Annotated in this window: 8 protein-coding genes; all 8 read left to right on the top strand. The window is 39.9% G+C overall.

All coding sequences use genetic code 11. The features are described 5' to 3' along the window. On the top strand, positions 1-594 hold a 594-nt coding region (locus tag ADH49_RS06535), incomplete at its 5' end, for an LPXTG cell wall anchor domain-containing protein (protein WP_048690904.1). Between the two features lie 76 nt (positions 595-670). Then, entirely contained in the window at positions 671-1,630 is a 960-nt protein-coding gene (pgfS, locus tag ADH49_RS06530) for a glycosyltransferase PgfS (protein WP_048690902.1), read from the top strand. Positions 1,631-1,648: 18 nt separating this feature from the next. Continuing rightward, positions 1,649-4,570, top strand: coding sequence for a glycosyltransferase PgfM1 (pgfM1, locus tag ADH49_RS06525; RefSeq protein ID WP_048690900.1), 2,922 nt, complete (start codon positions 1,649-1,651; stop codon positions 4,568-4,570). A gap of 379 nt (positions 4,571-4,949) precedes the next feature. Further along, positions 4,950-12,755 carry a YSIRK signal domain/LPXTG anchor domain surface protein gene (locus tag ADH49_RS06520; RefSeq protein WP_048690897.1) on the top strand — a complete coding sequence of 2,602 codons (7,806 nt, stop codon included), beginning with the start codon at positions 4,950-4,952 and terminating at the stop codon, positions 12,753-12,755. 168 nt (positions 12,756-12,923) lie between these two features. Then, positions 12,924-13,790, top strand: a complete 867-nt coding sequence (locus ADH49_RS06515) for an ABC transporter permease (RefSeq protein WP_006595484.1) — start codon at positions 12,924-12,926, stop codon at positions 13,788-13,790. Next, on the top strand, positions 13,787-14,545 hold the full coding sequence (locus ADH49_RS06510) for an ABC transporter ATP-binding protein (protein WP_048690895.1): 759 nt from the start codon (positions 13,787-13,789) through the stop codon (positions 14,543-14,545). Before ADH49_RS06515 ends, ADH49_RS06510 begins: the two co-directional genes overlap by 4 nt. 569 nt (positions 14,546-15,114) lie before the next feature. Then, positions 15,115-15,603, top strand: a complete 489-nt coding sequence (locus tag ADH49_RS06505) for a hypothetical protein (protein ID WP_048690893.1) — start codon at positions 15,115-15,117, stop codon at positions 15,601-15,603. Between the two features lie 213 nt (positions 15,604-15,816). Beyond that, positions 15,817-17,478, top strand: coding sequence for a ribonuclease J (locus ADH49_RS06500; protein WP_048690891.1), 1,662 nt, complete (start codon positions 15,817-15,819; stop codon positions 17,476-17,478). The last annotated feature ends 43 nt before the right edge of the window (positions 17,479-17,521 follow it).

Genomic DNA, 17,521 nt, shown 5'->3' with positions numbered 1-17,521 from the left:
ACTACAACTACTTCGTCAACCGAGGAACCTACAACAACTACAACTACTTCCTCAACAGAGGAACCTACAACTACAACCACAACAACTGCTTCATCAAGTGAAGAAGAAACCACTACAACAACTGCTTCATCAAGTGAAGAAGAAACAACCACAACAACTGCTTCATCAAGTGAAGAAGAAACAACCACAACAACTGTTTCATCAAGTGAAGAAGAAACAACCACAACAACTGCTTCATCAAGTGAAGAAGAAACCACTACAACAACTACAACAGTTAGTGAAGAAACAACCACAACAACCACCACAACTCCAGAGTCAACACCTCCGGTAGATCCAAATAACCATGGTGCAGGTGAAGGTGAACCTACAACAACTACAACTACAACAACACCTGGAAACCCTGGCGGAAAACGTGGTACAACCACCACAACAACAACACCAACACCAGGAAACCCTGGCGGAAATGCAGATGGTAACGGTGGTGGACGCAAAGTCCTTCCAAATACTGGTGAAGTCGTAGCAACTGGCCTAGTATTCACAGGAGTACTTGTCCTATCAGGTGCGATTGTAATGAAACGTAAAATGTCTAAATAATAGAAAAAGAGTTTCCGTATAAAGGAGAGAGCGAAAGCTCTCTCTTTTTTGGAAATAGAGTAGATGGAGAATAGAGATGAAACTATCGATACTCATTACATTACTGAATGAGGAGTTGGTCCTGTCTCAAACGCATGCTGCTATTTCGGGTCAATTAGAGCAGATGCTTGGGAAGGAACTTACTGACTATGAGATTCTCTATGTCGATGATGGAAGTAGTGATAAAACATTTGAACTCATTACAGCCATTGCGGAAGAGAACCCTCATGTAAAATATATTCGATTTAGTCGTAATTTTGGTCGTGAGAGCGGTATTTTAGCAGGCTTCAAATATGCAAGCGGTGATGCGGTAATGGTAATGGATGGAGATTTACAACATCCACCTTATCTGATCCCCCTCTTTTTAGAAGCCTATAATGAAGGCTATGATATCGTCAGTGGGCAACGAACTCGAGAAGGGGAGTCCTTTATCGGTAGTACCTTTGCTCGTATGTTCTATTTCTTGTCCAACCGGTCAATGGATGTTAAACTGACGGATGGTAAATCCGAGTTGAGACTCCTTAGTCGTAAAGCAATTGATGCGTTTGTATCTATGCCAGAATACAATCGTTTCAATAAGGGCTTGTATGAGTGGATTGGCTTCAAAGAGAAGGTGATTCCTTATAAAAACGAAATCCGTAAAGCTGGTAAGAGTAAGTTTGGTTTTAAAAAATCAATGAACTATGCCATTCAAGGGATTATTTCATTTAATGATCGTCCCCTTCGTGTTTGTATTCAGTTTGGATTTATCTGTTTGGGACTTGCTATCTTGTATCTTGCTTTTGAAATGATGAAGTACATGTTCGCGCAAGGGAATTATGTGAGTGGCTATTTTACAACCATAGCTGCGATCATTCTATTTAGTGGTGTTCAGTTAATATTTATCGGTATTCTTGGGGAATACATTGGAAAAATTTATTACGAAGTGAAGCGCCGTCCTCATTTCATCATTGAAGACACCAATATTGAACAAGCCAATGAGAATAAGATAGGTTAAGATGTATAGGAGATAAAAATGTTAATTTGGTTTATGCGCTTGCAAGAGCTTTGGAAAAAGAATCCCAAGAGGTTTCTATATGCTTTTAGCGCTTTACTCCCAATGACAATTATGCTTGTTGTTTGGGCCTTTATGGGATCATATCCTTTTGGGACCAAAAGTTTGATGGCAGTTGACTTTGGTCAACAATACATCAGTTTCTTTGGTCTATTAAAAAATGCGGTACTCACTGGGGATCTTTCTAGTCTGAGTTATTCGTTTACTAAGTCCCTTGGTGGAGATATGATTGGGGTCCTCGGATATTATTTAATGAGTCCCTTCAATATCATTTATATTTTGACGCCGCTGAAGCATTTTGGTTTTGCAGTATTTTTGACAATTTGGCTCCGTTATGGCGCAATAGGAATGGCCTTCGCCTTTCTTCTTATCAAGCGCTATAAAGGATTAGAGAAAAGAAAATGGTTAGTGCCACTATTTTCGACAGCATATGCTCTTTCAGGAATGTTGGTTTCTTATCAAATGAACGTCATTTTTTATGACGCTATGATTATGTTGCCGATTGTCATTGTTTACTTGGAAGAATTATTAGATGGTAAAGCCCCTTATCGTTATTCTTTTGCATTGGGTCTGACCGTCCTACTTCAATTTTACATGGGTTACATGATTTCGATCTTTGTTGCTCTATATGCTTGCTTCTATGTATCTCCTAGGTTGATGATTGAAGGAGATCTTAAAGCGAAGCTCAAAAACTTTATTGAACCTTTGTTACAGGCTGTCATCTATTCTATTATTGGGATTGGGACAGCAGCAATTCTAATTCTTCCTGTATTCTTCAACTTGATAGAAAGTAAAGCTCAAGTTGGTGGAGGGATGACCTTCTCTTTAGCCTTCCAGATTAATCCATTGGATATTCTTGCTAAGATGGTGATTGGTGGCTTTGATACGACCTCTGGTTGGTCTGCAGGACCAAACTTACCAAATATCTATATTGGAGCGTTTGGTTTTCTTGGCTTTGTTCTCTACTTTCTCTCTAAGAATGTTTCAAAAGTTAAGAAATGGGCTGCTGGGATTGTTACTCTTGTATTCTTGATATCATTCGTCAATGAGTTTGTAAGTAAGATTTGGCATATGGGGCAAAACCCTGCCGGTTTCTTCTTCCGTTTTTCGTGGTTATTCTCATTCTTCATGTTGGTATTGGCTTACCAAGTAATGAAAGAGAAAGTAGTTATTTCTAAGCTAACTAATCTAGTCATTACAATTGGTTTGGTTCTAGCTGTTATTTACATCCATTCAAATAGCTATACCTTTATTTCCAAAATTCAACCAAAAGCAGTAACATCCTATTTCTCAAGATACTCAATTCTTCACCTACTAGGGCTTCTGGCTGTTGCTTGCTTTGGTTTCTATACCTACTGGGAAAAATCAAAGAGCAATCAAAGAGAAAAAATCCTTCGAATTGGAGTTACTACTCTTTTCTTAGTGATTGCAGGATTTTTGTTGAAACAAGGCTATCTATTCTCACAATTAAGTCTAACAGCGATAATCTATCTGCTTTTATTACTTCTATTAAATTCTAAACTTTCACGTATTTCAGTAGTCATCGTGTCGGCTTTGAGTATCTTTGAATTTGGATATAATGCATACCTTTCTCAGGTTACTCTGGGTTATGATGACGTCAATAAATTTTCAGATGCAGCTGTTTCAGTGAAACGCGTGACAGATAATATTCAAGAAAATGCAGATGAAGAATTTTATCGGATTGCAACGACTTTTGCATATTCACGGACAGTACCTTCTTTGGTATCTTATCCTGGCTTAAGTACCTTTAGTTCAAGTTTGGAAAGAAGCACCCTGGATCACTTCGCTTTAATGGGAGACCTAGGTGTCAATGCTGCTACCGAATATACAAATGGGACACCTCTAACAGATGCCTTGTATGGGGTTCGTTATTATATGACGGTGAAAGATTTTGATCCAAAAGAAATAGAAGCAAATCCAGAAAAGATGTACTTCCATCGTTTTACAAATCGTTTTGATCTAGAGCGCTATTATACAGAAAAAGTATATGAAGATAAGCGATTCCTTGTCTATAAGAACCCAAATTCCTTCCCTCTTGGATATGGAACAAATGCTCTGGTTAAAAATATAAAATTTGGAGTGAATAATGCTATCGCAAACCAAAATATTATTTTGAACTCAATGGAAGGGCATCAAAAGAAAACGAGTGATTATTATGACTACTTTAAACCGTTAGCTTTTAGTGCCATTGAAACGGAGAATGTCATTGAAGAAAAAGTGGATAAGAATACTGGTGAGGCAATCTATAAAAGAGCAGATTCTTCTAAAGAGGCCATCATTCGATATAAGCTAGTGCCACGTTCAAACTATACTTATTACTTCTTCACACCAGCGGGGTTGATTCCAAAACAAGATTACTCAGTTTTAGTGAAAGGGAAATGGTTGCCTAATAATAAAACATTTACTCAAAGACAACTTTGGCAACTAACTGATAATACTGAAAATCAAGAAACTGTGATTGAGTTTCGATTTAGAACGGATAAAATTGATATGAGTCATGCAGGGGTCTATCGTGCAGATCTTGATCAAATTCAAAAAGTATTAGATAATCGTAAGAAACAAGGTTTAGAAGTAACCAAGTTTTCAAATACCCATATTGTCGGTAATGTAAATATTACGGATGATAGTAAATTTATGATGACTTCAATCCCATATAGTGACGGATGGAAGGTCAAAGTAGATGGGAAATTTGTCCAAACTGAAAAATCTTGGAATGCTTTCTTATCCTTCCCAATCACAAAAGGGAAGCATAAGATTGAGTTCGTCTTTAAGAAAAAAGGATTTATCCTTGGTAGCTTATTATCAATCGTTTCAATTGCATCCTTAGTGATTATCATGAAACGTTCGAAAGAGACGGTCTAAGTATGTAGGTCTAATATCCTATAAAAAAGTTGAGATGTATTCTCAACTTTTTTCTTTTGAGTGGAATTCACTTGTCAAAATGGAAAGGAAAAATAAGTGATGTAGAAGCTTACTGAAAGGGGCTAAATGCCTTAACTTGATAGCCGAATGCTCCATCATCAATAAAAGGAGATCCACCACATTCGAAGATAGTAAAAAATCGTACCAAGTGGGAAATAAAGTGACAATTTTGTGAAAACTATTGCAATATGACTAAGATTATGTAAAATAAATAGTCAAAATAGCCAAAAATGTATAATTTGTTGACGAAACGCTACTTCTTTGTTACTATTCAATGTGTATCAAAGAAAAAAATAATATGAAAAAGGAGATACAACAAATGAAGGAATTGTTTAATAGGCGCCAGCGCTTTTCTTTAAGAAAATATAGCATTGGTGTTTGTTCTGTATTACTAGGGACAGCACTTTTTGCTGTCGGAGCGCCGTCAGTAGCTGCGGATGAAGCTGTGTCTGCTTCTAAACCAAGTGAAGTGGTCGCAGTATCAAGTCCCCAATCTGAGGAATCTCAGCCAGCGAAAGAAGTGGCTCCAGCAAGTACCAACGCTGAAGGAACAGAGCCCTCTAAAGTAAGCGCTCCAGTTGCTGAAGAAAAGGCAGCTGAAGCTACATCAGCAGTAACTGAAACTCCAGTAGCAACTGCAGAAAAAACTGAGGAAGTAAAACCATCTACTGAAGAAGTTGCTAAACCAGAGGCTGCTAAGGAGGAAGCAAAAACAGAAGAAAAATCTGAAGAAGCTAAACCAGCAGTAGAAGAAGCCACTAAATCAGCAACAACTGAAGCAAAACCAGCTACAGATGAGTCAAATAAACCTAAAGTTCGTAACCGTCGTGCGACTACGAATGAAGCTGTATCTGGAGACCACAACTCTAACCCTGTAGCGGTAAGTACTTACTTAAAAGATGGGGAAAAAGCAACTCCAGAAATCAAAGATGCTAACGGTGCAACTGTTAGTTCACAACCTGTACCAGCTGGATATTCAGCTAAAGAAGGAGACTGGTACACATACGCTATCTGGGATTTAACTAGATTCAATGAACGTTATGGTACAAAATACTATGCTCGTGCTTATAAGAGATTTGATGAATCTACAGATACAACTGTTGAATTAATCGATAAAACGACTGGGAATGTAGTAGAAACAAGAACGGTTACTTCATCAAGTGGCGTTCAAAAATTCACTACTACCACAGCTGCGTCTAATAGTGAATTAACCTTCCAAGTAGATTATAAAGCTGGACTTGCTCAAGAAAAAGGTAAAACAATTCAACCATTCATTCAAAATGGGTATGAAGTTGGAAAGAGTATAACAGATTTAGTGGCTGCTGGACACCAATTGACACCTGCAGAGCAAGCACTTCATACTGCGGTTTATAACGCTCGTACAACAACAGATATTCTAAACGTTGTTGAACCAGCTTATAACGGTCGTACAATTACTGATTCAAATGCTAAAATACCAGAGGCAATTAATAAAACAACTTACTATAAAGTAGTTGATAAAAACAATCCTACATTCAATGCAAATAAAACAGATAAAACTGTTCAAGATTACAAAGAAAATGGTAATGAAGTAGATTTAGCTAGATATGCTACTAAAGCTATGGAAGGACAAAGTTTCACAGCATCTGGGGAGCGCCAATTTGATGGATATAAATTGTATCAAACAGCTGATGCAAACGATAAATCTGGTTATGTCAGTCGTCCTTATACTGTTGGGACGAAATTTATGGATGCAGACCGTTATGGTATTAAACGGATTAAAGAAGTTGTTGGAGAAGATGGTTCAGTAGTTATTCGTGTTTACTTACTAGATCCAAAACAACAAAGTAAGCGTTCTGATGGTTCACTAAGTACTGATGGCTATATGTTGCTTGCAGAAACTAAACCTATTAAACCAGGTGAACATAACACTCAAGAATTAGTTGTTAAGAAATCACCTCTTAACACTATTGCACATACAGTAACTGATCCAAAAACTGGAGCCAAAACAAACTATCCTAACGGTAAAGAAGTTACATTCGATTTCCAAAAAGCTGCAGGATATACGCCATATAAATCAGTATTCGTACCATTCTTAGGAGACGGGATTGGACACGGTTCAGCTAACGCACAATTAGAACGTGGAGTTGGTGGTATCGGTACAAACGTTGACTTGCTTAACACTTTGACGCCACATAAACAACCGGTCTACTACTATGTCAAACAAGAGCCAGTTGAAGTCACTCCAGAAGTTGAAAAACAATTGGAAGGACGTGTATTAGCAAATGGTGAGTTTACATTCAAACTAAAAGAAGTTCAACCAAATAAATCAATCCAAGCTTATGAAGAAACTGTAACGAATAAAGCAGACGGTAAAGCTACATTCAGCAAATTAACATTTAACAAAACAGGTATCTATACCTACACCATCACTGAAACACCAGGTTCTGATGGAAATGTTGATTACGATGCAATGACAGTTACGATGACTGTTACTGTTACGGAGAATGCTCAAGGTGATTTACAAGCTGCAGTTAAATACAGTGCTGAAGGTGGATTCAAATCAAGTGCTGATGATAAAATCTTCAACAACTATGTTGTAGCACCAGTTAAAACTAAATTCGACTTCACTAAGAAATTAGCTGGACGTGAACTGAAAGACGGAGAATTCAAATTCGTTCTTAAAAATGCAGATGGTGAAGAAGTTGAAACAGTAACTAACAAAGCTGATGGAACTGTAACATTTACAGAATTATCATTCGACAACTCTAAAGTTGGTACTCACACGTATACAGTAGAAGAAGTTGTTCCTGCAGCTAAAGAAGCTGGTATGGTATACGATACTATGAAAGCTACTATTACTGTAGAAGTTGCTAAAAATGGTCACACATTAACAACAGTAACTAACGTAGTTTCTACTGGTGGGGTAGATGCTAATGGTAACGCTACTGATGGAACTGAGGATAAAGAGTTCAACAACAAGATCACTCCTCCAGAAACGCCTGTATTCCAACCAGAAAAATTCGTCCTTAACAAAGAAAAATTTGATATTACTGGTTCAAAACTCGTTGACGATGATCATGAGTTGACAGATGAGTATACAGAAACAAATGCTAACCCATATGTTGATGATACAAACAACAATGAAGCAGAAAACATCAATACGAAAACTGTTGAACGCGGTGATAAATTAGTTTACCAAGTATGGTTGGACACTAAGAATTTCACTGACAAGAACAACATCCAATCTGTAGGTATCTCTGATACATACGAAGCAAATAAATTGACTGTTAACGCTACTGACATCAAGGCTTATGACAGCGTAACTGGTGAAGATGTAACATCTAAATTTGATATTACAGTAGCTAACGGAGTCATTACAGCTACATCTAAAGCTTCTATGAACAAATCTTTAGGTGATGCAGAAAATACTCAAGTTATCGACACAACTAAATTTGCATTTGGACGTTACTACAAATTTGATATTCCAGCAACTGTTAAAGCAGACGTTGCAGGTGGAGTAGACATCGAAAACAAAGCCAATCAGATTGTTCACGTTTACAACCCAGTAAGCAAATCTGTAGAAACTCCAGAAAAACCAACTCAAAAACGTGTGAACAGTGTGCCAATCACTGTAGAATTCAACTTCACGAAACGTTTGGAAGGTCGTGAGCTTAAAGCGAACGAATTTAGCTTCGTACTGAAAGATTCAACTGGCAAAGAAATTCAAACGGTTAAGAATGATGCGGAAGGAAACGTTAAGTTCTCAGCACTTAAATTCAAAAAAGGTGAAGAAGGAGCTCACAAATATACTGTTGAAGAGGTAGCAGGAACAGACACAACTGTAACATATGATACTATGAAAGCAGAAGTAACTGTAACAGTATCACACGATGGAACAGCGAAAGCATTGGTTGCTAACGTAACTGAACCAGCTGACAAAGAGTTCAACAATACAGTAACTCCTCCAACAGAACCTAAGTTCCAACCAGAGAAGTATGTGTTGAATGAAGAGAAATACTCAATCACTGAAAACAAACTTCTTGATGATGATGCTGAGTTGACTGATAAATATGGTGAAACAAATACAAACCCATATGTAGATGGAACTTCAAACAACGAAGCAGAAAACATCAATACCAAAACTGTTAACCGCGGAGATAAGATCTACTACCAAGTATGGTTGGATACAACTAAATTCTCATCAACTAACAAAGAAAACGTTCAATCAGTAGGAATCACTGATGACTTCGATGAAACAAAAGTTGATGTAGATGCTTCAACAATCAAAGCATACGACTCAGTAACTGGTGACGATGTAACAGACAAGTTCGACATCAAGGTTGAAAATGGTGTGATGACTGCAACCCTTAAAGCTGGCTTCACGAAGTCATTGGGTGATGCAGAAAATACTCAAATCATTGACACAACAAAATTTGCATTTGAACGTTACTACAAATTTGATATCCCAGCAACTGTTAAAGCAGACGTTGCAGGTGGAGTAGACATCGAAAACACTGCGGCTCAAGTAGTCAACTACTACAATCCAGTAAGCAAGAAAGTTGAAAAACCAAGCAAACCAACTGAGAAACGTGTCAACAACGTACCACTTTCAGTAGAATTCAACTTTACGAAGAAGTTGGAAGGACGTGAGTTGAAAGATCAAGAATTCAGCTTCGTGCTTAAAGATTCGACAGGTAAAGAACTTCAAACTGTGAAGAATGATGCTGACGGAAAAGTTAAATTCTCAGCTCTTACATTTAAGAAGGGTGATGAAGGAACTTACAACTATACTGTTGAAGAAGTTGTTGGAACAGACGCAACTGTTACATACGATACAATGGTAGCTACAGTTAAAGTTGTGGTATCTCATGATGGAACAGCTAAATCATTAGTTACAAACGTAACAGACGCTGAAGACAAAGAGTTCAACAATGTGGTAACGCCTCCAGAAGAACCTAAGTTCCAACCAGAGAAATACGTTGTTAAAGAAGAGAAATTCGATATCACAGGCGACAAACTCGTTGATGATGATAAAGAGTTGGCAGACAAGTACGCAGATACAAATACCAATCCATACGCGGATGATGCATCAAATAATGAAAAAGAAAACTTGAACACTAAGACTGTTAAACGTGGCGACAAGTTGGTTTACCAAGTATGGTTGGATACAACACAATTCGACGCAGCTAACAAGGACAATATCCAATCAGTAGGAATCTCAGATGACTACGATGAAGCGAAATTGGATCTTGATGCTACTAAGATCAAAGCCTACGATTCAGTAACAGGTGATGATGTAACAGCTAAATTTGATATTACAGTTAATAACGGAGTCATTACTGCAACTCTTAAAGCTGGCTTCACGAAGTCACTTGGCGATGCGGACAACACTCAAGTTATAGACACAACTAAATTCGCATTTGGACGTTACTACAAGTTTGACATTCCAACAACAGTTAAACAATCAGTTGCAGCTGGTGTAGATATCGAAAACACTGCGGCTCAAGTAGTCAACTACTACAACCCAACCACTAAGAAAGTTGAAAAACCAAGCAAACCAACTGAAAAACGTGTCAACAACGTACCGGTTTCAATTGAGTTCAACTTTACTAAGAAGTTGGAAGGACGTGAACTTCAAGCTAACGAATTCAGCTTCGTTCTTAAAGATTCAGAAGGTAATACTCTTGAAACTGTGACGAACGATGCAGCTGGTAACGTTAAGTTCTCAGCTCTTGAATTCAAGAAAGGTCAAGAAGGCGTTCACAACTACACAGTAGAAGAAGTTAAAGGCACAGACGCAACCGTTACATACGACACAATGAAAGCGAATGTAACAGTTACAGTGAAACACGATGGAACAGCTAAAGTTCTGATCGCAACTGTAGGCGAAATTGCGGATAAAGAATTTAACAACCGTGTCACTCCTCCAGAAGAACCTAATTTCCAACCAGAGAAATATGTCTTGAATGAAGAGAAATTCTCAATCACTGATAACAAGCTTCTTGATGATGATGCTGAGTTGACTGATAAATATGGAGAAACAAATACAAATCCATATGTAGATCAAGCTAACAACAATGAAGCTCAAAACATCAACACCAAGACTGTTAAACGTGGTCAAAAACTTTACTATCAAGTATGGTTGGATACAACTAAATTTGACGTAGCTAACAAAGACAACGTTCAAACTGTAGGAATCACTGATGACTTTGATGAAACGAAAGTTGATGTAGATGCTTCAGCTATCAAGGCTTACGATTCAGTAAGTGGAGCAGATGTAACAGACAAGTTCGACATCAAGGTTGAAAATGGTGTGATCACTGCAACTCTTAAAGCTGGCTTCACGAAGTCACTTGGCGATGCGGACAACACTCAAATCATCGATACAACTAAATTCGAATTTGGACGTTACTACAAGTTTGATATCCCAGCGACTGTTAAAGCAGATGTTGCAGGTGGAGTAGACATCGAAAACACTGCGGCTCAAGTAGTCAACTACTACAACCCAACTTCTAAGACAGTTGAAAAACCAAGTAAACCAACTGAAAAACGTGTCAACAACGTACCGGTTTCAATTGAATTTAACTTTACTAAGAAGTTGGAAGGTCGTGAACTTAAAGCTAACGAATTCAGCTTCGTTCTTAAGAATGCAGCAGGTGAAGTTGTTGAAACTGTAAGCAATGATGCATCTGGTAACGTTAAGTTCTCAGCTCTTGAATTCAAGAAGGGCCAAGAAGGAACTCATACTTACACAGTTGAAGAAGTGAAGGGTACTGATGGAACTGTAGCATACGATACGATGAAGGCAACAGTAACTGTGGAAGTTAAACATGACGGAACAGCTAAAGCTCTCATTACTGACGTAACAGAACCAGCAGATAAAGAGTTCAACAACAAGGTAACTCCACCAGAAACTCCAGAATTTAACCCAGAGAAATACATTCTTAATGAAGAGAAATTCGATATCACTGGCAACAAACTTCTGGATGATGATAAAGAATTGGCAGATAAGGTTGCTGATACGAATGCAAATCCTTATGTTGATCAAGCTGATAATAATGAAGCTCAAAATATCAATACGAAGACACTTAAGAAGGGTGATAAAGTATACTACCAAGTATGGTTGGATACAACTAAGTTCACTGAAGCTCACAATATTCAATCTGTAGGTGTAACAGATAAATATGACAGCGAAAACTTAGACGTCAACGTAGTAGAAATTAAAGCATACGACTCTGTAACAGGAGAAGATGTGACAGCTAAATTTGATATCAAGGTTGAAAATGGTGTGATCACTGCAACTTCTAAGACAGACTTGACTAAGTCACTTGGAGATGCAGAAAACACTCCAGTAATCGACACTGCTAAATTTGCATTCGGACGTTACTACAAGTTTGAGATCCCTGCAACTATTAAAGCAACAGCTAAAGATGGTGTAGATATCGAAAACACTGCTTCACAAACTGTTCACCAATACGATCCAACTAAGAAATCTGTTGAAAAACCAGAAAAACCAACAGAAAAACGTGTCGTTAACATCCCAACTAAAGTTGAATTTAATTTCACTAAGAAACTTGAAGGACGTGAGCTAAAAGAAGGTGAATTTAGCTTCGTACTTAAAGATAAAGATGGAAAAGTTATTGAAACAGTTAAGAACGATGCATCAGGAAACATCAAGTTCTCTGCATTAGAGTTCAAACGTGGAGAAGAAGGAACTCACACTTACACAGTGGAAGAGGTTAAAGGTACTGAAGCAGGAGTTGAATACGATAAGATGGTAGCTACAGTAACAGTAACAGTTACTAAAGAAGGCAAAGTCTTAACGACAACTTCTCAATTACCGGAAGATACTGAGTTCAACAACAAGGTAATTCCACCGAAACCACCAGTAACACCACCAACACCACCGGTGACACCACCAACACCACCGGTGACACCACCAACACCACCGGTAACACCACCAACACCACCGGTAACACCACCAACACCACCGGTGACACCACCAACACCACCGGTAACACCGCCAGCACCAGAACTTCCTTCTACTGGTGAAGAACAATCAGCTTCTGCTGCATTGTTAGGCGCTGCTCTTGGTTTGGTCGGACTGGCTGGCCTTGCAAGACGCAAGAAAAACGAAGACTAAACAAGTGGTAGACACTAACGATTCACACTAGGATCGTAAATGCTTTAGTTTTCCACAAGGAGGCCTCGCTTTAAGGAGTGGGGCCTTTTTGTTATTTCTTGAAAGCATTGAAATCACGTCTCGCAATATGATACAATAGAGGATATTTACAATAGTTAGGACAAAGATATGCTTATTTCGATTATTTCACAAGGCTTGATCTGGGCTATTTTGGGGCTAGGGATCTTTATGACCTTCCGTATCTTGGATTTCCCAGATATGACCACAGAGGGTTCCTTTCCATTAGGAGGAGCCGTTGCGGTAACTCTGATTACCAAAGGGGTTCACCCTTTATTAGCCACCCTGGCGGCCATTGGTGCGGGGTGCTTGGCTGGATTGGCTACAGGTCTTCTTTATACCAAAGGAAAGATTCCGACTCTGTTATCGGGGATTTTGGTGATGACTTCCTGTAACTCAGTCATTCTCTTTGTGATGCAACGGGCCAACCTGGGTTTGCTTGGCTACTCAAAAATCCAAGATATGATTCCTATCGCCAGTGGCGTAAACGAGATTATCATCGGGATCATCTTTGTAACTCTGGTGATTGCTGCCATGCTCTTCTTTTTAGATACTAAATTGGGGCAAGCCTATATTGCGACGGGGGACAATCCTGAGATGGCTAAAAGCTTTGGGATCCATACCAGCCGGATGGAGTTGATGGGGCTAGTAGTTTCTAATGGGATTATCGCCTTGTCAGGTGCCTTGATGGCCCAGCAAGAAGGCTATGCAGATGCTTCTCGAGGGATCGGGGTCATCGTTGTTGGTTTGGCTAGCTTGATTATCGGAGAGGTCCTTTTCTCAAAACTAACCTTAGCAGAACGTTTGCTCAGTATCGTTATTGGATCAATCATTTATCAATTCTTAATTTGGGCTGTGATTGCCATCGGTGTCAATACCAGCTACATTCGCATCTTTAGCGCTATCATCTTGGCGATCTGTCTCATGATTCCAACCTTTAAAGAGAAACTGCTGAAAGGAGTCAAACTCAGCAAATGACCGCAATTGTAGAATTAAAAAATGCCACCATCGTGGTGAACAATGGCTTGAATGAAGAAAAAGTCATTTTGGATAATGTCTCTTTGGAGATTCATGAGCATGACTTTATCACCATTCTTGGGGGCAATGGTGCTGGTAAGTCAACCCTTTTCAACACCCTGGCTGGAACTCTGCCTCTGACCAGTGGTCAAGTCTTGATCAAGGGAGAGGACGTGACGCACTATGGTCCGGAAAAACGGGCCAAATACCTATCCCGGGTCTTCCAAGATCCAAAGATGGGGACGGCTCCTCGTATGACAGTGGCCGAGAATCTCCTGATTGCAAAATTTCGAGGAGAAAAGCGGGGCTTGGTTCCTCGTCGCCTTGCCCAGTACAAAGACGAGTTTAAAGAGGTTTTGAGCCAGATTGGCAATGGTTTAGAGAAGCATGTCGATACGGCGGTAGAATTCTTATCTGGTGGACAACGTCAAGCTCTGAGCCTGTTGATGGCTACCCTGAAGCGTCCTGAACTCTTGCTCTTGGATGAGCATACAGCTGCTCTCGATCCCAAGACGAGTCAGGCCTTGATGGAGCTGACGGATCGATTTGTCAAAACGGATCGACTGACTGCCTTGATGATTACCCACCATATGGAAGATGCGCTCAAGTACGGGAATCGCTTGATTGTCATGAAGGATGGAAAGATTATCCAGGACTTGAACCAAGAGGAAAAGGCTAAGATGGACCTGTCTGATTACTACCGTTTCTTTGAGTAAATTTAGAAACTAGTTTCAGCGTGTAATCGCTTGCAATACCAATATTAAAGGAGTATACTATAGGTGAAGATAAGGGAGAAGGGGTTGATACCAATGCCTTATAGATTCATACATTAGGTTACTTCGTTTTAGGTCTGTCTTCGCTGACACTTGTTCGTGCTCTTTATGAAAAGAGCCTTAACGCCGGAAATGTTAAATCGGTTGAGCCGTCAAGTAAGTCTGCTTAACTTACTAAATGACATTGAAATACGTGGAAATAGTAGTGGAAGCTTTAGATGGTTTTCGAACTTCGGTATGCTCAACTGAGTGCTTTGTAACAAAACTGAAAGAGAAATTGCAAAGAAAACCACTGGTATGTGAAAACGTACCATGAAAAGAAATGAAAATCATAACTGTTGTTTTCGTTAGCCTAAATGGTTAATCGCCTCTTGTCAGTGAAGCAGACCAGACCTCTAGTCCCGTAAGACTGGAGGTCTTTTTGTCTGTCATGCTAGAAAGTTGAGGTGAGGTCAGTGGGATTGCCATACGCACATGAATATAGCTGTCGAGATCACTTTAAAGAAAGAGCAATGGAACGATTTGGGGTCGATAAAGAGCAGTTGAAACGCTGGGTCAATCAACATGTGCCCTCGCTTCATCATTTTGATAGCAGTTTTGATCAACGGCCCGATACGGAAGCCTATGTAGCAGAGGACGGTGTCGTCTTTGTGTGTGATCTGAAGAAGCGAGAATTTATTACTTGCTTCCAAGCGGTCAATTTGACGGTGGATGAAGAGCAGAAGGAAGTCTGTCAAGATATTCATCGTGAGAATGTGCTCGCCTATAAACATAGCCAAAGCAAGCTTCTGAATCGCTACCGTTTGAAAGAGGCGAAAGAGTTACTGGCCAATATTGAAGAGCATGTTGATCGGTTTTATAGCTTGTCCCAAACCCTCAAGAAAGGGGCTCTCAGCGATCGGAATTACCACCACCTAGAAGAACTGTTAAATGAATTTCATGTGATCAAGGCGGCGATACGGGTGATTGAGAATAAGAAAAATGACTATCATACGGACTAGCGTCTCTTTAGCAAGCTGACATTCTATGCTGTCGTCTTGGGTTTTGATAAGGGTTCCTCCATCAGATGATGGAGGGCTTTTGTTTGGTCTGACTTTTGAAAAAATCGTGAAAAAATAGTATAATGTTCTAGATATGCAAGAAAATTGCAAAACTGTAATTCGACTTGGTGAGCCAAGGACCGTAAGTATGAACCATCACATAAAGGAGAAAACATGAGTAACATTAAGTTGATTACTTTAGGTGGAGTCCGTGAAAACGGGAAAAACCTCTACATAGCTGAAGTAAATGGCTCTATTTTTGTTTTGGATGCTGGTCTCAAGTATCCAGAAAATGAGCAACTAGGGGTCGATGTCGTTATTCCCAACATGGACTACCTCTTTGAGAATAGCGATCGTATCGCAGGAGTCTTTTTAACGCACGGGCATGCGGATGCCATTGGAGCCCTTCCCTATCTTTTAGCGGAGGCTAAAGTTCCCGTATTTGGGTCAGAGTTGACCATCGAGTTGGCCAAACTCTTTGTCAAGAGCAATGACAGTGTCAAGAAGTTCAATGATTTCCATGTAATCGATGCCAACTCAGAGATTGATTTTGGAGGAACCGTTGTTTCCTTCTTCCAGACAACCCACTCTATTCCAGAAAGTTTAGGAATTGTCATCAAGACTTCTGAAGGAAGTATCGTCTATACAGGAGACTTCAAGTTTGACCAGACAGCGAGTGAGTTTTATGCGACTGACTTTGCTCGTTTGGCAGAGATTGGACAAGAAGGCGTCCTCGCTCTCTTGAGTGACTCTGCCAATGCCGATAGTAAGATTCAAGTGGCTAGTGAGCAAGAGGTTGGGGATGAAATCCTAGATACGATTGCTGACTGGGATGGCCGTATCATTGTAGCCGCTGTTGCAAGTAACCTATCACGGATCCAGCAAGTCTTTGACGCAGCTGCAGAGACAGGACGCCGGGTTGTCTTGACTGGATTTGACGTAGAAAATATTGTCCGGACAGGGATTCGTTTAAATAAACTGTCTTTGGCCAACGAAAAAATATTGATCAAGCCAAAAGAAATGTCTCGTTTTGAGGATCATGAATTGATTATTCTTGAAACGGGGCGGATGGGTGAACCCATCAACGGCCTCCGTAAAATGTCCATTGGCCGTCACCGCTATGTTGAAATCAAGGATGGTGACTTGGTCTATATCGTAACAACTCCATCTATCGCTAAAGAAGCGGTTATGGCACGTGTAGAAAACATGGTCTATCAAGCAGGCGGGGTCGTAAAAGCGATTACTCAAAGCTTGCGTGTATCAGGACACGGAAATGCGCGTGATCTTCAATTGATGATCAACCTCCTGCGCCCCAACTATCTGTTCCCAATTCAAGGGGAATACCGCGAATTGGATGCCCATGCACGGCTTGCGATGGAAGTGGGGATTTTGCCTGAAAATATCTTCATTCCGAAAAAAGGCACCATCATGGAATATGATAATGGTGACTTCGTTCCTGCAGGTAGCGTCTCTGCTGGAGATGTCCTCATCGATGGGAATGCCATTGGGGATGTTGGAAATGTCGTGCTCCGTGACCGGAAAGTCCTTTCAGAAGATGGTATCTTTATTGTGGCCATTACGGTTAACCGTCGTGAAAAACGCATTATCTCGAAGGCAAAAGTTCACACTCGTGGTTTTATCTATGTGAAGAAGAGTCGCGATATCTTGCGCGAAAGTGCTGAGATTGTCAACCAAAGTGTGGAAGAATACTTAGCCCAGGACAGCTTCGATTGGGGCGAGCTCAAGGGTGCTGTTCGTGATAGTTTGGCCAAGTACCTCTTTGACCAGACCAAACGTCGACCAGCTATCTTGCCAGTCGTCATGGAAGTACGCTAGGATTAAGATAAGAGGAAAAGTCGATCGTCGGCTTTTTCTTATC

The sequence above is a fragment of the Streptococcus sp. 400_SSPC genome (assembly GCF_001072745.1).
GTDB lineage: Bacteria > Bacillota > Bacilli > Lactobacillales > Streptococcaceae > Streptococcus > Streptococcus xiaochunlingii.
Note: the sequence above shows the minus strand (reverse complement) of the source record. Positions and strands in the feature narration are given on the sequence as shown.